Raw genomic sequence first — 18,442 nt, forward strand, 5'->3', positions numbered from 1 at the left:
CGCCCCCCGCGCCGCCCGACGACGGGCCGGCCGCGGCGCCGCCAGCAGCGGCGCGCCCGAGAGGTCCCCCATGTCCGCCCAGACCGCCCTCCCGTCCCTGCCCCAGCCCGTCCGTCCCGTCCAGCCCGCGGTGGCCCCGCCGGTGGTGCGCCCCCGCCCCTACGGCTTCACCACGCAGCAGGTGCACGCCGGTGACGCCGGGGTGCCCGGCGGTCACGGGGACCGCGTGGCGCCGATCCACGTCTCCGCCGGCTTCCGCTTCGAGGACTCCGCCTCCGCTGCCGCTCGCTTCTCGGGCGAGGAGGACGGCTTCGTCTACTCCCGGGTCGCCAACCCCACGACCGCCGCCCTCGAGCGGCGCCTCGCGGCGCTGGAGGGCGGGACCGAGGCCCTCGTGGTGGGGTCCGGCCAGGCCGCCATCACCACGGCGCTGCTGGGCCTGCTGCAGGCCGGTGACCACCTGCTGGCCTCCGACCACCTCTACGAGGGCTCGCGCGGCCTGTTCGAGGAGAACTTCGCCCGGTTCGGCATCGAGGTCGACTTCGTGCACGACCACGCCGACCCGGCCGCCTGGCGCCGCCTGCTGCGCCCGACCACGCGGGTGCTGTTCGCGGAGTCGCTGTCCAACCCCCGCAACGAGGTGCTCGACGTCGCCGCGGTGTCCGGGGTCGCCCACGCCCACGGCGTGCCGCTCGTCGTGGACAACACCCTGGCCACCCCCTACCTCCTGCGCCCCCTCGAGCACGGCGCCGACGTGGTGGTGCACTCGGCCAGCAAGTTCCTCTCCGGCCACGGCACGGCGCTCGGCGGGGTCGTCGTCGTCGGCACCGGCTTCCCGTGGCAGGGGCGCGCCCCCGGCGGGGACCTCCTGTTCCCGCAGCTGGCCGAGCCCAGCGCGGTGCTCGGCGGGCGCAGCTGGCTGGACCTGCACGGGGAGCGCGCCTACGCCGAGCACGCGCGCCACGCGGTCGCGGCGCGCTTCGGCCCCGTCCTGTCCCCCTTCAACGCCTTCCTCGTGCAGCAGGGGGTGGAGACGCTGTCGCTGCGGGTGGCGCAGCACTGCCGGAGCGCCGCGCTGCTGGCCAGCTGGCTGGAGCGCCACCCGGCCGTCGCCGGGGTCGACCACGCCAGCCTGGCCTCCAGCCCCTCGCACCTGCGCGCCCGCCGCTACCTGCCCCGCGGCTCGGGGTCGGTGCTGGCGGTGACGCTGCGCGGGGGAGCGCCGGCGGCCCGGCGCTTCATCGAGTCGCTGCAGCTGTTCAGCCACATGACCCACCTGGGCGACGTGCGCTCCCTGGTGGTGCACCCGGCCTCCACCACCCACGCCCACCGCACGCCGGCCCAGCGCGAGCGCGCCGGCGTGCACCCCGGCACCGTGCGCCTGTCGGTGGGCATCGAGGACGTCGAGGACCTGCAGGCCGACCTGCGCCGCGCGCTCGTGGCGGCCGAGCTGGTGACCCCCCACGCCGACAGCCTCGAGGGCGCTGCGCAGGACGGTGCCGCGTGAGCCGCCTGCAGCACGTCGGGTACTTCTTCTCGCGCGGCTTCGGCCCGCAGGGCTGGGGGCGCCCGGACTGGGCGTGGGGGTGGGACTGGCGGCGCCCGGAGGTCTACCAGCAGGCCGTGCGCGAGCTGGAGCAGGCGGGCGTCGACCTGGTGGTCATGGAGGACGCGGTCTCCCTGGGCAGCCCGGACACCCTGGAGCTGCGGGTGCGCGGCGCCTACGGCGGCCCCAAGCACGACCCCCTGCTGCTTGCCCCCTACCTGTTCGCCGCCACCTCGCGGATCGGCCTGGTGCCCACCGTCAACGCCGGTGTCACCCCGCCCTACCTCGCCGCGCGGCAGGCCGCCACGCTGCAGCACCTCTCGGGCGGTCGCTTCGGGCTCAACGTGGTCACCGACACCGGCAGCGCCCGGCACGTGGGCGCGCCGGCGCTCGACCACGACGCCGCCTACGACCGTGCCGAGGAGTGGACCTCGCTGGTCAAGGACCTCTGGCGGTCCTGGGAGGACGGCGCGCTCGCGGACGGCGACGGCAGCGCGCCCGCGGGGCGCTACGCCGACGGCACCCGCATCGCCGCCCGGCACCACGAGGGCCGGTACTTCGACGTCACCGGCCCCCTCAACGCCGCGCCCTTCGACGGCGGCCGGGAGGGGGAGCCGCTGGTGGTCTCACCGGGCGGCTCCCCGCGCGGCCTGGCCTACGCCGGGGCGCACTCCGACGTCCAGCTGGCCTACGCACCGCTGGACCCCGCCAGCGTCCGCGCCCACCGCGCCCGCGTCCACGAGGCCGCGCGCGAGGCCGGGCGGAGCGCGCAGGACGTGCGCGTCCTCTTCTGGGTCAAGGCCGAGGTGGTCGCCTCCCGCGAGGAGGCCGAGCGCGTCGTCGCGGCGTCGCTGGACCCCAGCGACGCCGACCTGCTGGCCGTGGCCGGCCACTGGTCCAGCGACCTGGAGACCGACCTCACCGCGCACGACCTCGACGCCCCGCTGCCCGCGGAGGCCTTCGGCCAGCACGTCTCGCGCGGGACCCTCAAGGGCTTCTTCGCCGGCGTCGGCGACCCCGCGGCGACGCCGCTGCGCGAGGTGCTGCTCCGCCGCTCGCGCAAGGGCCTGGTGGCGCGGCGGGAGGGCCTGGTCGGCACCGCCGAGGAGGTCGCCGACCTCGTCGAGGAGCTGGGCGAGGAGGCCGACAACGACGGCGTGCTGCTCTCCGGTGACCTGCACCCGGTGACCCTGCACCGCCTCCTGGACGAGCTGGTGCCCGCCCTGCGCCGCCGCGGCGTGCTGCGCCGCGAGCTCGGCGACGGCGGGGCGCGCGCCAACCTCTTCGACTTCTGACCCGCCGCCGCGGGCGGCGGGCTCAGGTGCGGCGCCCCGCGCGCCGATGCAGAGCAGGGGCGGGACGTCCGCCCGCGCGGTGCGTCCCTGCTGGAGGTCGGTGTGGTCAGCGTGCTCGTCGTGGAGGACGACGACGTCTCCCGCGAGCTCATCGCCTCGCGCCTGCAGCGCGCCGGTCACGAGGTCCGCTCCGTCGGCTCCGCCCCCGCGGCGCGGCACCAGCTCGACGACGCGCTGCCCGACGTCCTCGTCAGCGACATGTTCATGCCCGGTGGCAGCGGGCTGGGCCTGGTGGCCGACCTGCGCGGCGACGCCGGGACGGCGGGGCTTCCGGTGGTGTTCCTCTCGGGGCGGGCGCTGCCGGCCGACGTCGAGGCGGGACTGGCCCTGGGCGGCAGCTACCTGCGCAAGCCGTTCGCCGTCACGGCCCTGCTCGAGGCCGTCGAGGAGGCCGCCGACGCGCCCACCCGCGTGGTCGTGGCGCAGGTGCTCGCCCGCCTGGCCGACCTCGGCGACCTCGCCGACCCCGCCGAGCGGCGGCTGTTCCGCAGGCTGCTCACCTCCTTCGCCGAGCAGGCGCCCGCGGCGCTGGGGCAGCTGGTCGCGGCGGCCCGCCGCGGGGACGCCGGGGAGGTGCAGGCGCTGGCGCACCGCCTGGCCGGCGGTGCCGCCAACCTCGGTGCCCCGCGCCTGGAGGAGCTGCTGCGCGCCGCCGAGGACGGCGCCGCGGGCGGCCTGGTGCCCGACGCCGCCGACCTGCGCCCGCTGCACCTCGAGCTCGGCGTGGTGCGCCGGGCCCTCACCGCTGTCGCCGCCGAGCTCGCCGAGCGCTGAGGCGCCCGCGCGCCGGGGGCGTGCGCGGCGGGGGTGTGCGCGGCGGGGGTGTGCGCGGTGCGCCACGGGTGCGCCACGATCGTCCCCGTGACCCCCGACCGCTCCCGAGAGGCCCGAGACGCCGGTGACGGCGTGACGGCCGTCGCCGAGGACTACCTCAAGACGATCTGGTCGGCCCAGGAGTGGGACGACGCCCCCGTCACCACCTCGGCGCTCGCGGCCCGGCTGGGGCTGGCCGCCTCCACGGTCTCCGAGCAGGTCAAGCGCCTGGTCGACGCGGGACTGGTGGTGCCAGCCCCCTACCGCCCCGTCGAGCTCACCGACGCCGGGCGCGCCCGGGCGCTGCGCGTGGTGCGCCGCCACCGGCTGCTGGAGACCTACCTGGTGGAGCACCTCGGCTACGGCTGGGACCAGGTGCACGAGGAGGCGGAGGTGCTCGAGCACGTCGTCTCCGACCTGTTCCTCGAGCGGATCGACGGGCTGCTCGGGCGCCCGGTGCGCGACCCCCACGGCGACCCGATCCCCTCTCCCGAGGGCGCCTACGAGCGCCCCGAGGCGGTGCCGCTCACCGACTGCGCGGCCGGGGAGCTCGTGCGGGTGGTGAGGATCTCCGACGCCCGGCCCGACGTGCTCCGCTGGCTCGCCGAGCGGGGCGTGGTGCTCGACGCCGAGCTGGTCGTGGTGCACGGCGCGACCGGCGAGCGCGTCGGTGCCGTCGTGGTGGACGGTGCCGGCGTGGTGGACCAGGTCGCGGGCGCCGCGCCGCTGCGGCTGCCGCCGGACGCGGCGGAGGCGCTGCGGGTCGTGCGCGCGGCGCGCCCGGGCTCCGCGGCGTGAGCGGTCCGGCGGACCCCGGCGGCGCGGGAGCCGCGCCGGGGCCGGCGCTGCCACCGGGGCTGGCCCCCGGTGGCCGGCACGCGGCGTGGCGCCCCGCGCCCGGCGGGTCCGCGGCGGTCTTCCTCGACGTCGACGGCACCACCGTGCACGCCGAGCCGCACGCCTCCGCCGCCGTGGTCGAGGCGGCGGCGCGCGCCACAGCGGCCGGGGTGCAGGTGGGCTTCGCGACGGGCCGGCTGCCGCGCGGCCTGGCCCTCCTGCGCGCGCAGCTGGCCGGGGCGGCGCACGCGGGGCCGGGTGCTGCCGTGGACGTCGTCCACAACGGCGCCGCCGTCGTGCGGAGGGAGGAGGTGCTGGCGCGCTGGCCGCTGCCCCGGGAGGCCGCCCACGAGCTGGTGCGCTGGTGCGTGCGCGAGGGCGTCTACGCCGAGCTGTACAGCGGGACGGCGATGTTCGTCACCGACCGGCGCGCCGAGGCCCAGGTCGGCTGGGCCGAGGTCAGCGGTGCTCCCGACGGGGACGCCGCGGACCTGCTGAGCGGGGCGGGCGCCGCGCTCGAGCTGGACAAGGCCACGCTCGACGTCTTCGAGGTGCACCGCACCGCGGAGGTCACCGCCGTCCTGCAGGGGCTCGGCCTGCACGTGGAGGACTCCACCGCCCCCTTCCTGCCCGGTGTGCCGGTGCTCAACGCCACCGCGCCCGGGGTGACCAAGGGGTCCGCGCTGCGCTGGTGGTCACGGGCGTCGGGCACGCCGCTGGAGCGGGTGGTGGCGCTCGGGGACGGGGACAACGACCTGTCGATGCTCGGCGCGGTGGGCACCGCGGTGGCGATGGGGCAGGCCGACCGCGCCGTCCGCGAGGCCGCGCACCTGGTCAGCGGCCCCGTGGAGGCCGACGGGGCCGCCACGGTGCTCTCCCTGCTCGCCGAAGGGCGGCTGTAGGTGGCGGGGGCGCCGGCGCGGCCCCGGCGGGCGGGCGCCACCGGCCCGGCGGAGTCGGGGACGGGAGGGGCCGGCATCACCTACCGTGGGGCCCCTGGCCGACCAGACCCCGCGAGGCAGGCAGAGCAGCACATGGGCGACGACCGCGGCGCCGTGACGGCGTGGGAGCAGGACGCCCACGTCGTCTCCCCGTCGTACCCCGCTCAGCTGGAGTCCGTGCGCCTGGCGCGCCGCTTCGTGATGGGCGTGGTCGAGGCGGTGGGCCTGGGCGGCTGCGCCGACGACGCCGGGCTGCTGGTCTCCGAGCTGGCCGCCAACGCCGTCCTGCACGCGCGGACCGGCTTCTCGGTGCACCTGCGCCCCACGCTGGAGGGCGGGGTGCGCGTGGAGGTCGAGGACGCCTCGCCGCTGCCCCCCGTGCACACGCCGCACTCGGCCAGCGCCATGAGCGGGCGCGGCCTGGACCTCGTGGCGTGCACGGCCGTGCGCTGGGGCAGCCACCCGCACGGCGCCGGCAAGGCCGTCTGGTTCGAGGTGGAGGCCGCCGCCCCCGCCGCTGCGCCCGACCTCGACACCGCCCAGCTGCTGGCCCTGTGGAGCGACGACGACAGCGGGCCGGTGATGCCCGTCGGGCACCCGTCGGCTCCGGTGCGCGGCGTGCCGGCCGGGCCCGCCCGGGCGGGCTCCGCACCGCCGGTGCCGTCGGGTGCGCACCCGCCCACGGCCGGGATCATCACCTCCACCATGGTGGCGGTGGAGGTCACGCGGTCGGTGGAGCTGCGCGACCTGCCGGTGGCCGCCGTGCTCGCCGCCGAGGAGGCCATGGACGACCTCCTGCGCGAGCTGCAGCTCGTGCTCCTCGCCACCCCCGCGGCGGGCATCGGCGCCTCCCGCGCCGGCGGCGCGCCGGGCCTGGACCACCACCGTCCCCACCACGAGGCCGAGCTGCAGGTGGCCGCGCGCCTGGACGCGGCGGCCCGCGGCTTCGAGTCGGGGCGCCGCCAGCTGCGCGAGCAGGTCGCCGCGGCGGCGCTGCGCGGCCAGCGCGAGGTGACCGTGCGCCTGGCGGTGCCCGCCTCGGCGCGCCAGGCGGCCGCCGACTACCGCGACGCCGTGGAGGAGGCCTCCCAGCTGGGCGGCACCGGCCAGCTGCTGGCCGCCGTGGACAGCTGCGGGCGCCACGCGGACCTGCGGCGCGCCTACCTGCAGGAGGTCGTCCGGCAGCTGGGGGCCTGAGGCTCCTGGCGAGGCCCGTGCCGACGTCCGCGCCGGCGACCGTCTGTGGGGCTCACCCCAGCCAGGTGCTGGGCTCGCTGCACGGGGCGTCGGGGCCCGGCGCCGGGGCGGTCGCCGGGGTCACCGGCGCCGCGCGGGTGCTGCTGCTGCCGTCCCCGCGCAGGTCGACGACGTCGGCGCGCAGGTCGACCTCGGGCACCACGGTCAGGCCCCGCCGGTCGACGGGCCGGCGCGGGGACGGCACGTCCTGCACCGCCGACGCCGGGGCGGGGGGCAGCAGGCGCGGGTCCCCGGCGTGCCAGTGGTCCTCCGGCAGCGGGCCGGGGGAGGTCTCGAGCAGCGGCGGCGGGGCCGCGCCGAGCAGGAGCGCCGGGCCGGGGCGGCGCGAGCGGGAGCGGAGCCTGTCGATGAAGGACGGCGTGGACACGGGGCGCACCTGGCTCTCTGAGGGGTCGGCGGTGACGGCGGTGCTGGGTCGCGCGGGTCGGCGGAGGGCGCTGCCTCCCGGTGGTGCTCCTGGTGTTGCTGGTGTTGAAGGTACGCCTGTGACTGCTGGCGCGAGGGCAGACACGCCGCGCCGGTCAGCGCGCCTCGGGCTACCGTCCGGGGCGTGAGCGCCCCGCCGTCCAGCCCCGCTCCCGGCTCCTCGCTCCCGGCGGCTCCGCCGTCGGCGCAGGGCGTGGACGCCCGCGGCGTCAGCGCCCTCCTGGACGCCCTGGAGGCCCACCCCCGCATCGACTCCCACAGCCTGGTGCTGGTGCGCCACGGCCACGTCGTCGCCCGCGGCTGGTGGGCTCCGTACGCGCCCGACCAGCCGCACCTGCTGTACTCCCTCAGCAAGAGCTTCACCGCCACGGCCCTCGGCCTGGCCGTGGGGGAGGGGCTGCTGTCGCTGGACGACCGGCTCCTCGACGTGCTCCCCGAGCTCGCGGACGCCGCCGCGGGGGAGCGGGCGCGCTCGTGGACCCTGCGCCACCTGCTCGGGATGGCCAGCGGCCACCTCGCCGAGACGTGGGACCGCGCCCAGGCGGCCGACCCCGCCGAGCCGCTGCGCGGCTTCCTCGGCATCGAGCCCGAGCGGGAGCCCGGCACCGTCTTCGCCTACAACCAGCCGTGCACGTACGCCGTCGCCGCGGCCGTGCAGCGCGCCACGGGCTCCACGCTGCTGGAGCACCTGCGGGCCCGGCTGCTCGGGCCGCTCGGGGTCACCGGCACCGAGCGCTTCGGGTGGCAGCAGCACCCCGCCGGACGCGACCTGGGCTTCACCGGGCTGCACGCCACCACCGACGCCGTCGCTGCCCTCGGGGTGCTGCTCCTGCAGGGCGGCCGCTGGGGCGGGCGCCAGCTGCTGCCGGACGGGTGGGTCGAGCAGGCCTCCCGGGCTCACCTGCCCACGCCCCACGAGCCCGAGGTCGACTGGCGGCAGGGCTACGGCTTCCAGCTGTGGCGCCAGCGCCACGGCTTCCGCGGGGACGGCGCCTTCGGGCAGTTCCTGCTCGTGCTCCCCGAGCACGACGCCGTGGTCGCCATCACCAGCGACACCCCCGACATGCAGGCGGTGCTCGACGCCGTGTGGGAGCACCTCCTGCCCGCCCTGGGGACGGACGGCGCCGGCGCCGACGCCGACGAGGCGCTCGCGCGGCGGCTGGCCGCGCTGGCGCTGCCTCCCGCCGCCGGCGGCCCCGAGCCGTCCGAGGGACCCACCTGGGACGGGCTGGTGCTGACGCCCTCGGCGGTGCTCAGGCCCGGGGACGCCGCCGTCAGCGAGGTGCGCGTCGAGCGGGGTGCGCGCGGGTGGCGCCTGCTCGTGCAGGAGGCCGGTCCGGGCGCACCCGACGGCGCCCGCGGCGGCGCCGCCGTGGCCACGGGCGAGCAGGTCGGTGCCGGCTGGTCCCTGGAGGTGCCGGTGGCGGCGGGCGGGTGGCGGCTGGTGGACGCACCGGTGCCGGACCGGCTCGGGGGAGGCGCGGTGCCGCTGGCCGTCAGCGGCGGGTGGGTGCGCGCCGCAGGCGGCGCGGAGTCCCTGGCCGTGGAGGTGCGCTTCCTGCAGACACCGCACCGCCTGGTGCTCACCGGGGACGCGGCCTCGGCCAGCCTGCGCGCCCGGTGGGTCACCCCGCCGCTGCGCGCCGGCTCCCTGGCCGAGCTGCGGAGCCCTGCGCCGGCCACCTCCTCACAGGCGCGCTGACGTCACCGCGTCGCGCTCGTCGCCGAAGAAGTGCTCCAGGACCGCGGTGAACACCGGCTCGTCGGGAGCGGCGGCCGCGAACAGCGTGGCGCTGGAGCGCAGCTTCACCGCGTCGACGCTCCCCAGCACGCGCACGGGGTCGGTCTCGTCGAGGCCGGTGAGCACCTCGCAGCACTGCCGCAGCCGGGGCCCCAGCACCGGGTGGGCCAGGTAGGCGCGGGCCTCGTCCAGCCCGGAGATCCCGTAGTGCCGGCTGGTGGGGCTGCTGCCCAGACCGCGCAGCTGCGGCAGCACGAACCAGATCCAGTGCCCGCGCTTGCGCCCGCCCCGCAGCTCCGCGAGCGCGGCCTCGTAGGTGCCGCCGGCCTGCGCGTCGACGAAGCGCTGCAGGTCGTGCGGGTCGCCGGCGGGGTCAGGGGACACGCCCCCATCCTCTCGGTGATCATGGGCGATCGACCACCCGAGGTGGCCGATCGCCCATGATCACGGGAGGTGGGCGAAGGCGTCCCGCAGGGCGGTGAGCACCAGCTGCACGGCCTCGCGCTGCGCCGACGTCGCGCGCACCAGGGCGACCACGCGGCGCTGCGCACCGCCGGCGGGGTCGGGCAGCGGCGCGGTGTCGCAGCGGGTGGGGCGCAGCGCCAGCATCAGCGGCGTCGCCAGGGTCAGCCCCGCCCCGGACTCCGCCAGCGCGAGGGAGACGGCGGTGTCGGTCACGGTGTGGCGCACCACGGGCGACACCCCCGCCCTGGCGCACGCGGTGCGCGCCGCCCTGCCGAAGGCGGTGTCGAGCGGCGGCAGCACCCAGTCGGCGCGCTGCAGCGCCTCGCGCCGCGCCTCCTCCTCCCGCGGCAGCGACCCGACGGAGCCCACCACGGCGTACTGCTCGACCAGCAGCGGCACCGACTCCACCCCCGCCACCGGCGGGGACGGCGAGTCCGGGTGCTCCAGGCCCAGCGCCAGGTCGAGCGGGGCCGGCCCCGCGCCGGGCACGACGGCCTCCAGCGCCCTCTCGACGTCGACCTCCACGGCCCGCACGTCCACCCACGGCGCGCGCTGCCGCAGCAGCGCCGTGGTGGGCCCGAAGCCCGCGCTGGCGGCCGAGCCGAAGACGCCGAGGGTGACGGCGGCGCGGCGGTCGGCTCGGGGCGCGGACAGCGCCGAGCGCGCCCGCTCGTCGGCGGCGAGCACCTCGCGGGCCCCGGCCAGCAGCAGCCTGCCGTCGTCGGTGAGCTCCACGCGCCGACCGGCGCGCACCAGCAGCGGCCTGCCGGCGGCGACCGCCAGGGCGGCCATCTGCTGCGAGACCGCTCCGGGGGTGTAGCCGAGCTCGGCGGCGGCGGCCGCCATCGTGCCGCCGTCGGCGAGGGCGGCGAGCGTGCGCAGCTGCTCGAGGGTCCAACCCATCAGCGCTCCTGACGACGACCGGCAGAGACCGTCGATGGTGCCTGATGACTGTCCGGGTCCACAGTGAGCGGGTGGACACCCTCCCCCGCTCGGCGCAGGTCGTCGTCGTCGGCGGCGGGGCGGTCGGGCTCGCCGCGGCCGCGGAGCTGGCGGCCGCGGGGGCCGACGTCGTCCTCCTGGAGCGCGACCGGCTCGGGTCGGGATCCTCGGCCAAGCCCTTCGGCGGGGTGCGCGCCACCTTCTCCGACCCCGGCAACATCGCCCTCGGCCTGCGCGGGCTGGAGAGGTACGCCCAGCTGCACGAGAGCACCCCGGGCGGCATCGGCCTGCGCCGCGTCGGCTACCTGTTCTGCGCGCGCACGCCGGCGGAGGCGGCGGCCCTGGAGGCCAGCACCCGGCTGCAGCGCTCGATGGGCGCTGTCGCCGACGTCGTCAGCCCCGCGCGCGCCGCCGAGCTCAACCCGCTCCTGGCCGCCGGCGCGCTGCTCGCCGCCTCGTTCTCCCCGCTGGACGGCTACGCCCAGCCCCGCCGGGCCGTCGCCGCGTGGGCGGCCGCCGCCCGCGCCCGCGGCGCCCGCGTGCTGGAGGGCGTGCAGGTCCGCGGCGTGCAGACCTCACCGGGCACGGCCGGCAGCGGCCAGCGGCACGTGACCGGCGTGGTCACGACGGCGGGGACGGTGCGCTGCGAGCACCTCGTCGTGGCCGCCGGCGCCTGGTCCGCCGAGCTGGGGCGGATGGCCGGGGTGGACCTGCCCGTGGAGCCCGTGCGCCGGCAGGTCGCCTTCGCCGACGTCCCCGCCGGGGCGCCCCGGCCGGCGACGCTGCGCGGGGAGCTGCCGTTCACCCTCGACCTGTCCACCACCTTCTACGTGCACGGCTCCCCGGACGGGCTGCTGCTCGGCATCTCCGACCCGGCGCAGGCCCCCGGCTTCGAGCGCTCCTACGACGACTCCTGGGTGCCGGCCTTCGAGGCGGCCGCCGCCGTCGTCGCGCCCTCGCTGGTCGGCCTGCGCCTGCGGGACGGGTGGGCCGGCCTGTACGAGAACACCCCCGACCACAACGCCCTCATCGGCGCCGCCCGCGAGCTGGGCGGCCTGGTGGTCGCCACCGGCTTCTCCGGCCACGGCTTCCTGCAGGCGCCCGCGGTCGGGGAGGTGGTGCGCGACCTGGTCCTGGGGCGCGAGCCCGCCCTGGACGTCTCGGGGTTCGCCCCGGAGCGCTTCGCGCCCACCTCGGCGGCCCCCCTGCTGCAGGAGGTGCACATCATCTGATGGGCTGGACGGAGCAGCGGGGAGGACGGCGGTGGGAGCGATGACCACGACGACGGCGGCGAGCACGACCGCGGTGGCGCACGCGCAGCTGCGCGCGCGCTTCGCGGTGGCGCTGGCGGAGATGTACGGGGCCGAGGTGCCGGCCTACACGACGCTGGTGGAGGTCAGCCGCGCCGTCAACGCCGACGTCGCCGCGGCCCGGGGCGCCGACGCCGAGCGCCTGGGCTCGCTGGAGCGGGTCACCGCGGAGCGCCACGGGGCGATCCGCGTGGGCTCCGAGCGCGAGCTGGAGCGGGTGGGGCGCGTCTTCGCCGCCTTCGGCATGCACCCCGTCGGCTTCTACGACCTGCGCGACGCCTCGGCGTCCTCGGTGCCGGTGGTCTCCACGGCGTTCCGGCCCGTCGACCCCGCGGAGCTGGCGGCCAACCCGTTCCGGGTCTTCACCTCCCTGCTCGCCGTGGACGACGCCCGGTTCTTCGACGCCCCCACCCGGCTGCGGCTGGAGCGCTTCGTCGAGGACCGGCGCCTGTTCTCCCCCGAGCTGCTGGCCCTGGCCGACCGCTCCGCCGCCGAGGGCGGCCTGCCGCCCGCGGAGGCCGACGAGCTGCTGCGACGGGCCACCGACGCCTTCCGGCTGTCCACCGAGCCCGTCGACCGCGCCTGGTACACCCACCTGGAGCGCATCTCGGCCGTCGCCGCCGACATCGGCGGAGTGCCCGCCACGCACATCAACCACCTCACCCCGCGCGTGCTCGACATCGACGAGCTCTACCGGCGGATGTCCGAGCGCGGCATCACGATGATCGACGAGGTGCAGGGCCCGCCCGCGTGGGAGGGCCCCGACGTGCTGCTGCGCCAGACCTCCTTCCGCGCCCTGGCCGAGGAGCGCACCTTCCGCGAGGCCGACGGCTCCGTCACCACGGGCGCGCTGAGGGTGCGCTTCGGCGAGGTCGAGCAGCGCGGGACCGCGCTGACCGCGGCCGGCCGGGACCTGTACGACCGGCTGGTCGCCGAGGTCGACGCGCGCCGCGCCGCGGGCGACCAGCGCACCCGCGTCGAGGTGGCCCGCGACGTGTGGCGCGAGCACCTCCCGCGCACCGAGGCCGAGATGGTGCTCGCCGGCCTGGCCTGCGGCGAGGTGCGCCTCGTCGACGCCGCCGCGCTGCCGGCCCGCCAGGCCGACGGCTCCCTGTCGCTGCGGGCGCTGGTGGAGTCCGGCGCCGTCGTCGTCGACCCGGTGGTCTACGAGGACTTCCTGCCGCGCAGCGCGGCGGGGATCTTCCAGTCCAACCTCGACGGCGCCGGCACCAAGGACGACGGCGCGGGCGGCGCCGAGTACGACGCCGAGCGCCTGTCGGCGATCCTCGGCCAGCCCGTGCTCGACCCGATCGCGCTGGCCACCGACCAGATGCAGCGCTCGCTGGACGCCCTGTCCGCCCAGCTGCAGACCCGCCTCACCCACTGACCCCCACCCGCTGACTCGCCGTGATCATGGGCGATCGGCCACCGCGCGGTGGTCGATCGCCCATGATCACGGTCGGAGAGGACCTGACATGACCGCACTGACCGGCACCATCCCCGCCGCCGGCGCCCTCGCCGCCGACGTCGCCACCGCGCTCGACGCGCTCGGCGTGGACCACGCCCTGCTGCAGGGCGCCCACGAGTGCCGCTCGCCGATCACCGGGGAGGTGCTCGCCCGCACCCCCGAGCACACGGCCGCCGACGTCGCCGCCGCCGTCACCACGGCCGCCGCGGCCTTTCCCGCGTGGCGCGACGTGCCCGCACCCGTGCGCGGGCAGCTGGTGAAGCGCTGGGGCGAGCTGCTCACCGAGCACAAGGAGCACCTGGCCACGCTCGTGCAGGCCGAGGTCGGCAAGATCCGCTCCGAGGCCCTCGGCGAGGTCCAGGAGATGATCGACATCTGCGACCTGGCCGTCGGCCAGAGCCGGCAGCTGTTCGGGAGGACCCTGCCGTCGGAGCGCCCCGGCCACCGCCTCGCCGAGACCTGGCACCCGCTCGGCGTGGTCGGGGTCATCAGCGCCTTCAACTTCCCGGTGGCCGTCTACGCCTGGAACACCGCGCTCGCGCTGGTGTGCGGGGACACGGTGGTGTGGAAGCCCGCCGAGACCGCGCACCTGTGCGCCCTGGGCACCGACGCCCTCCTCGCGAAGGCGGTGCGCGAGGTCGGCGCCCCCGAGGGGCTGCACGGCGTGGTGCTCGCAGACCGCGTGGCCGGCCAGGCCCTGGTCGACGACGAGCGCGTGGCGCTGGTCTCGGCCACCGGCTCGGTGCGCATGGGGCGCGAGGTGGCCCCGCGCGTGGCCGCCCGGTTCGGGCGCGTGCTGCTGGAGCTGGGCGGCAACAACGCCGCGGTCGTGGCGCCCTCGGCCGACCTGGACCTGGCGCTGCGCGGCATCGTCTTCGCCGCCGCCGGCACCGCCGGCCAGCGCTGCACCACGCTGCGCCGCCTCGTCGTGCACACCTCCGTGGCCGACGCGCTGGTGGAGCGCCTCGCGGCCACCTACGAGGGCCTGCCCATCGGCAGCCCCACTGCCGACGGCGTGCTCGTCGGCCCGCTGGTCTCCCAGGCGGCGTTCGAGGCGCAGCAGGCGGCGCTGGAGCAGGCCGTCGAGGAGGGCGGCGAGGTCGTGACCGGCGGGAGGCGCGTGCTGGCCGAGGAGGCGCCCGGGGCGTACTACGTCGAGCCGGCCGTGGTCCGCATGCCCGCGCAGACCGCGGTGGTGCAGGAGGAGACCTTCGCCCCGATCGTCTACGTGCTGACCTACGACACCTTCGACCAGGCCGTGGCCCTCAACAACGGCGTGCGCCAGGGCCTGTCCAGCGCGGTGTTCACCCGCGACCTGGAGGAGGCCGAGCGCTTCCTGGGTGCGGGCGGCTCCGACTGCGGCATCGCCAACGTCAACATCGGCACCTCCGGCGCCGAGATCGGCGGCGCCTTCGGCGGGGAGAAGGAGACCGGGGGCGGCCGCGAGTCCGGCACCGACTCCTGGCAGGCGTACATGCGCCGCGCCACCAACACCGTCAACGCCTCCGGCCAGCTCCCGCTCGCGCAGGGCGTGGAGTTCGTCTGACCTGGCGCTCCACCGGGGTGCCCCGGTGGAGCCGGACCCGCCCGGTGGTGTGCAGCGGCCCGTTTTGCTGTCACACTGGTCAGTGGTGCACCAGGTCGAGACCGGCGCACCGGATACGTACGCGAAGATGACGGAGACTGTGGGATGCCCCAGGGCGTAGTGAAGTGGTTCAACGCGGAGAAGGGTTTCGGCTTCATCGAGCCGGACGACGGCGGGCCTGACCTGTTCGTGCACTTCTCGGCCATCGCGAGCAGCGGGTACCGCTCGCTCGACGAGGGGCAGCCGGTCGAGTACTCCGAGGGCCGTGGCCAGCGCGGGCCGCAGGCCGAGGACGTCACCCCCGTGGGCTCCGCTCCGGCGGCGCCCCGCGGCGGCGGCCGTGACAGCGGCGGCTTCGGCGGCGGTCGCGGTGGCGGCTACGGCCGCCAGGCCGCCCCGGCCCCCCAGCGCGGTGGCGGTGCTGCCGGCGAGGGCACCGTGAAGTGGTTCAACGCGGAGAAGGGCTTCGGCTTCATCGAGCCCTCCGACGGCGGTCCGGACGTCTTCGTCCACTTCTCCGCCATCGCCGACAACGGCGGCTACCGCGAGCTGGCCGAGGGCCAGCCGGTGGAGTTCGAGGCCAGCCCGGGCCAGCGCGGCCCGCAGGCCGACTGGGTCCAGGCCCTCGGCCCGGCCCCGGCGGCCCCGCCGCGCGCTCCGCGTGAGCCCCGCGCTGGTGGCCGTGGCGGCGAGCGCCCCCGCGGCGGCGGCGGCCCCGTCATCGCCGAGGGCCAGGCGACCGTGAAGTGGTTCAACGCCGAGAAGGGCTTCGGCTTCCTCGAGCCCGACGACGGCGGCCCGGACGTGTTCGTCCACTACTCGGCCATCGCCGACCAGGGCGGCTACCGCGAGCTGACCGAGGGCCAGCGCGTGGAGTTCCAGGCCAGCCAGGGCCAGCGCGGCCCGCAGGCCGACACGGTGCAGCCCATCTGAGCTGACCGCTCGCACCAGCAGGAGGCCCCGACCGCACCAGCGGTCGGGGCCTCCTGGCACTCTGGCGCCGTGCCCAGCAGCGCCGCTCAGCCGTCGTCGTCCCCCGCGGTCGGGGTGGTGGTGCGTCCGCAGCAGCCGCCGGAGGCGCTGCGCGAGCACGCCACGACCGCCGAGCAGGCCGGGGCGCACGAGCTGTGGCTGTGGGAGGACTGCTTCTGGGCCGGGGGGCTGACCTCCTCGGCCCTGGCGCTGGCCTGGACCTCCACCGTGCGCGTCGGCCTGGGGCTCATGCCGGTGCCGCTGCGCAACCCCGCGCTGACGGCCATGGAGGTGGCGGCCCTCGCGAGGGCCTTCCCCGGCCGCTTCCTGCCCGGCGTCGGCCACGGCGTCCTGGACTGGATGGCGCAGGTGGGAGCCCGCGAGGCCTCCCCGATGACGCTGCTGCGCGAGCACCTCGACGCCCTGGCACCCCTGCTGCGCGGGGAGCGCGTCGACGCCGACGGGCGCTACGTCCACCTCGAGGGCGTCCGCCTCGACCACCCGCCGCAGGTGGTGCCGCCGCTGCTCGTGGGCGCCCGCGGGCCGAAGACGCTGGCGCTCGCGGGGGAGCGCTCGGACGGTGTCATCCTCGACGCCGGACCCTCGCCCGAGCAGGTGGCCGAGTCCGTCGGGCACACCGGCCGCGCCGGGGACGCCTCCTTCCAGGTGGTGGTCTTCGTCCCGTCGGCGGTGGGCGAGGGCGCGCGCGAGCGCATCGACGCCGAGGCCGACGCCTGGGGGGTGCACCGCCCCGCCGCGCCGCTGGTGGGCACGCCGGAGGAGGTCGCTGCGCTGGTGGGCGCCTACGGCCAGGCCGGCGCCACCTCGGTGGTGCTGCAGCCCGTCGGTGACGGGGCCGACGCGCTCGACGTCGTCAGGCTCGCCGGGGCGGTGGCACGGACCTCCCGCCCGGCAGGTGTGGACCAGGCCCGCCAGGGGTAGGGAGTGGGTCGTGAGCGACACGACGCAGAAGACCGGAGCCGTCCCGACGATCACCCTCAACGACGGGCGCACCATCCCCCAGCTCGGGTTCGGGGTGTTCCAGGTGCCGCCGGAGGACACCGCGGAGGTGACCGGGCGGGCGATCGAGATCGGCTACCGCCACATCGACACCGCCGAGATGTACGGCAACGAGAAGGGCGTGGGCGAGGCGGTGCGCGCCTCCGGCCTCGACCGCGACGAGTTCTTCATCACCAGCAAGCTCAACAACGGCTTCCACCGCCCCGACGACGCGCGGCGCGCCTTCGACCAGACGCTCGCCGAGCTGGGGATGGAGCAGGTCGACCTCTTCCTCATCCACTGGCCGCTGCCGACCCTCTACGACGGCGACTTCCCCGCCACCTGGCGCGTGCTGGAGGAGTTCTACCGCGACGGGCGCGCCCGCTCCATCGGCGTCTCCAACTTCACCCCGCACCAGCTGCGCCGCCTGGCCCGCGAGACGGAGATCACCCCGGCGGTGAACCAGATCGAGGTGCACCCCTACTTCACCAACGACGAGACCCGCGCGTACGGCGCTGAGCACCAGATCGCGACCGAGGCCTGGTCGCCCATCGCGCAGGGCAAGGTCTTGGACGACCCGACGATCTCCGAGATCGCCGAGCGCGTCGGCAAGAGCACCGCCCAGGTGACCCTGCGCTGGCACGTCGAGCGGGGCGACATCGTCTTCCCCAAGTCGGTGACCACCGAGCGCATGCAGGCCAACTTCGAGATCTTCGACTTCGAGCTGGCCGACTCCGACGTCGCGGCCATCACCGCGCTGGACAAGGGCGAGGACGGCCGCACCGGCCCGGACCCCGAGACCTTCGACTACGTGCCCAGCTGACGGGCTGCGCAGGCGACCCAGGGCCGTCCCCGCTCGGCGGGGGCGGCCCTCGTCGCGTCCGCTGGTCCCTGGGTCTGCTCAGGCGGGCCTGCTCAGGCGGGGGAGGCGCCCAGCAGCTCCCAGGTGCGGGCGTGCTGCTCCTCGGCGGCGCCGCACGTGAGGCGCTGGGGGCTGTCCACGTGGCGCTGGCGCACCCGCACGGCCAGCTGACCGCCCTCGGCGGCGCTGAAGACCACCCGCCACGGCGCGCCGGCGTCCTCGCCCTCGCGGGTGGCCGAGACGGGCACCAGGTCCGCCGCGTCCTGGCGCCCCTGCTCCTGGCGCACCAGCACGTCGGCGGCCTGCACGACCATGGCGTCGCACGACCTGCCGCGCAGCAGCTGCGGCACCACCCGGCCCGCCGCCGTGCCGGCGACCACGGCGGGCGCGTCCGAGACGTCGACGCGCCCGTAGGTCCACCCCGTCGGCAGCGACAGCAGGTTCGCGGCGAACCTGTCACCGCCGAGGTGGGAGCACTCCCACACCCGCGTCGGCGCCAGCTCGGCCAGGGCGGCCGCCAGCGGCCTGCCGCGGCGGGCGCAGCACCAGTCCTTGCGCCCGTGCGTGCACACGAGCAGCGGCCCGCCGTCGGTGGTGTCCAGGTCCGCCCAGCCCCGGCCGGCACCCGCGGCCGCCACGACGTCGTCGGCGGCGCAGGTGCGCGTGATGACGCGCTCGCGGCCGCGGCGCACCGACACCCTCATCAGCACCCGCTCGTCCCCCCTGGCGCCGGGTGTGCGCAGCACGCTGGCCCCGGGGCGCCTGACCAGCAGCAGCTTCGCCCCGATCGAGGCGGCCACGCCCTTGAGGGCCGCGGTGGTCTCCTCCCCCAGCCGCGAGGTCGGCACGCCGCCGGGTCCCCACGGCCCGGGCTCCTCCACCAGCAGGTACCCGCGGGTGGGGCTGGCCGACCCCAGCACCGG

17 protein-coding genes are annotated in these 18,442 nt (G+C 77.2%); 13 read left to right on the top strand and 4 right to left on the bottom strand.

Features of this window, described 5'->3' with window-relative positions:
- The first annotated feature begins 70 nt into the window (after positions 1-70).
- From ACUN9U_RS12000 to ACUN9U_RS12025, 6 genes are all read left to right on the top strand, one after another.
- Positions 71-1,507, top strand: a complete 1,437-nt coding sequence (locus ACUN9U_RS12000) for an O-acetylhomoserine aminocarboxypropyltransferase/cysteine synthase family protein (RefSeq protein ID WP_445485226.1) — start codon at positions 71-73, stop codon at positions 1,505-1,507.
- Positions 1,504-2,841: an LLM class flavin-dependent oxidoreductase gene (locus ACUN9U_RS12005; RefSeq protein WP_445485227.1), complete on the top strand. Its 1,338-nt coding sequence runs from the start codon at positions 1,504-1,506 to the stop codon at positions 2,839-2,841. Before ACUN9U_RS12000 ends, ACUN9U_RS12005 begins: the two co-directional genes overlap by 4 nt.
- A gap of 102 nt (positions 2,842-2,943) precedes the next feature.
- Complete coding sequence (locus ACUN9U_RS12010) at positions 2,944-3,675, top strand: response regulator (RefSeq protein ID WP_445485228.1); 732 nt, start codon at positions 2,944-2,946, stop codon at positions 3,673-3,675.
- Positions 3,676-3,762: 87 nt separating this feature from the next.
- Entirely contained in the window at positions 3,763-4,512 is a 750-nt protein-coding gene (locus ACUN9U_RS12015) for a metal-dependent transcriptional regulator (RefSeq protein ID WP_445485229.1), read from the top strand.
- On the top strand, positions 4,509-5,453 hold the full coding sequence (locus tag ACUN9U_RS12020) for an HAD family hydrolase (RefSeq protein WP_445485230.1): 945 nt from the start codon (positions 4,509-4,511) through the stop codon (positions 5,451-5,453). The genes ACUN9U_RS12015 and ACUN9U_RS12020 overlap by 4 nt, the downstream gene beginning before the upstream one ends.
- Before the next feature lie 132 nt (positions 5,454-5,585).
- Positions 5,586-6,689, top strand: coding sequence for an ATP-binding protein (locus ACUN9U_RS12025; protein WP_445485232.1), 1,104 nt, complete (start codon positions 5,586-5,588; stop codon positions 6,687-6,689).
- A 52-nt stretch (positions 6,690-6,741) separates the two neighbouring features.
- On the opposite strand, the gene ACUN9U_RS12030 is transcribed toward ACUN9U_RS12025, so the two are convergent.
- Positions 6,742-7,116: a hypothetical protein gene (locus tag ACUN9U_RS12030; RefSeq protein ID WP_445485233.1), complete on the bottom strand. Its 375-nt coding sequence runs from the start codon at positions 7,114-7,116 to the stop codon at positions 6,742-6,744.
- A 183-nt stretch (positions 7,117-7,299) separates the two neighbouring features.
- Here ACUN9U_RS12030 and ACUN9U_RS12035 point away from each other — a divergent pair, with 183 nt between their 5' ends.
- Positions 7,300-8,877 (top strand): serine hydrolase domain-containing protein, encoded by a 1,578-nt coding sequence (locus ACUN9U_RS12035; protein WP_445485234.1) that lies wholly within the window; start codon positions 7,300-7,302, stop codon positions 8,875-8,877.
- Here the strand turns inward: ACUN9U_RS12035 and ACUN9U_RS12040 are convergent.
- Both ACUN9U_RS12040 and ACUN9U_RS12045 read right to left on the bottom strand, forming a co-directional pair.
- Positions 8,863-9,300, bottom strand: coding sequence for a DUF1810 domain-containing protein (locus ACUN9U_RS12040; protein WP_445485235.1), 438 nt, complete (start codon positions 9,298-9,300; stop codon positions 8,863-8,865). The two genes, ACUN9U_RS12035 and ACUN9U_RS12040, sit on opposite strands and share 15 nt — an antisense overlap.
- A gap of 60 nt (positions 9,301-9,360) precedes the next feature.
- Positions 9,361-10,284, bottom strand: coding sequence for a LysR family transcriptional regulator (locus ACUN9U_RS12045; RefSeq protein WP_445485236.1), 924 nt, complete (start codon positions 10,282-10,284; stop codon positions 9,361-9,363).
- A 71-nt stretch (positions 10,285-10,355) separates the two neighbouring features.
- Here ACUN9U_RS12045 and ACUN9U_RS12050 point away from each other — a divergent pair, with 71 nt between their 5' ends.
- The 6 genes from ACUN9U_RS12050 (at position 10,356) to ACUN9U_RS12075 (ending at position 17,480) form a co-directional block, all read left to right on the top strand.
- Positions 10,356-11,555: an NAD(P)/FAD-dependent oxidoreductase gene (locus ACUN9U_RS12050; RefSeq protein WP_445485237.1), complete on the top strand. Its 1,200-nt coding sequence runs from the start codon at positions 10,356-10,358 to the stop codon at positions 11,553-11,555.
- Positions 11,556-11,595: 40 nt separating this feature from the next.
- Positions 11,596-13,020 (top strand): 2-oxoadipate dioxygenase/decarboxylase, encoded by a 1,425-nt coding sequence (gene hglS / locus ACUN9U_RS12055; RefSeq protein WP_445485238.1) that lies wholly within the window; start codon positions 11,596-11,598, stop codon positions 13,018-13,020.
- 88 nt (positions 13,021-13,108) lie between these two features.
- Positions 13,109-14,647, top strand: coding sequence for an L-piperidine-6-carboxylate dehydrogenase (amaB, locus tag ACUN9U_RS12060; protein ID WP_445485239.1), 1,539 nt, complete (start codon positions 13,109-13,111; stop codon positions 14,645-14,647).
- A 144-nt stretch (positions 14,648-14,791) separates the two neighbouring features.
- A complete protein-coding gene (locus ACUN9U_RS12065) occupies positions 14,792-15,619 on the top strand; it encodes a cold-shock protein (protein WP_445485240.1) in 828 nt (275 codons plus the stop codon).
- A gap of 69 nt (positions 15,620-15,688) precedes the next feature.
- Positions 15,689-16,600 carry an LLM class flavin-dependent oxidoreductase gene (locus ACUN9U_RS12070; RefSeq protein WP_445485241.1) on the top strand — a complete coding sequence of 304 codons (912 nt, stop codon included), beginning with the start codon at positions 15,689-15,691 and terminating at the stop codon, positions 16,598-16,600.
- Between the two features lie 10 nt (positions 16,601-16,610).
- Positions 16,611-17,480, top strand: coding sequence for an aldo/keto reductase (locus ACUN9U_RS12075; protein ID WP_445485242.1), 870 nt, complete (start codon positions 16,611-16,613; stop codon positions 17,478-17,480).
- A gap of 92 nt (positions 17,481-17,572) precedes the next feature.
- Here ACUN9U_RS12075 and ACUN9U_RS12080 read toward each other — a convergent pair whose 3' ends face one another.
- Complete coding sequence (locus ACUN9U_RS12080; RefSeq protein ID WP_445485243.1) at positions 17,573-18,439, bottom strand: sucrase ferredoxin; 867 nt, start codon at positions 18,437-18,439, stop codon at positions 17,573-17,575.
- Positions 18,440-18,442: the final 3 nt, after the last annotated feature.

The organism is Quadrisphaera sp. KR29, assembly GCF_052644995.1.

Bases quoted from the DNA above. Each gene is read 5' to 3' on its own strand.
- ACUN9U_RS12045 (WP_445485236.1), bottom strand. From the start codon at position 10,284: ATGGGTTGGACCCTCGAGCAGCTGCGCACGCTCGCCGCCCTCGCCGAC.
- ACUN9U_RS12025 (WP_445485232.1), top strand. From the start codon at position 5,586: ATGGGCGACGACCGCGGCGCCGTGACGGCGTGGGAGCAGGACGCCCAC.
- ACUN9U_RS12065 (WP_445485240.1), top strand. From the start codon at position 14,792: ATGCCCCAGGGCGTAGTGAAGTGGTTCAACGCGGAGAAGGGTTTCGGC.
- ACUN9U_RS12000 (WP_445485226.1), top strand. From the start codon at position 71: ATGTCCGCCCAGACCGCCCTCCCGTCCCTGCCCCAGCCCGTCCGTCCC.
- amaB (WP_445485239.1), top strand. From the start codon at position 13,109: ATGACCGCACTGACCGGCACCATCCCCGCCGCCGGCGCCCTCGCCGCC.
- hglS (WP_445485238.1), top strand. From the start codon at position 11,596: ATGACCACGACGACGGCGGCGAGCACGACCGCGGTGGCGCACGCGCAG.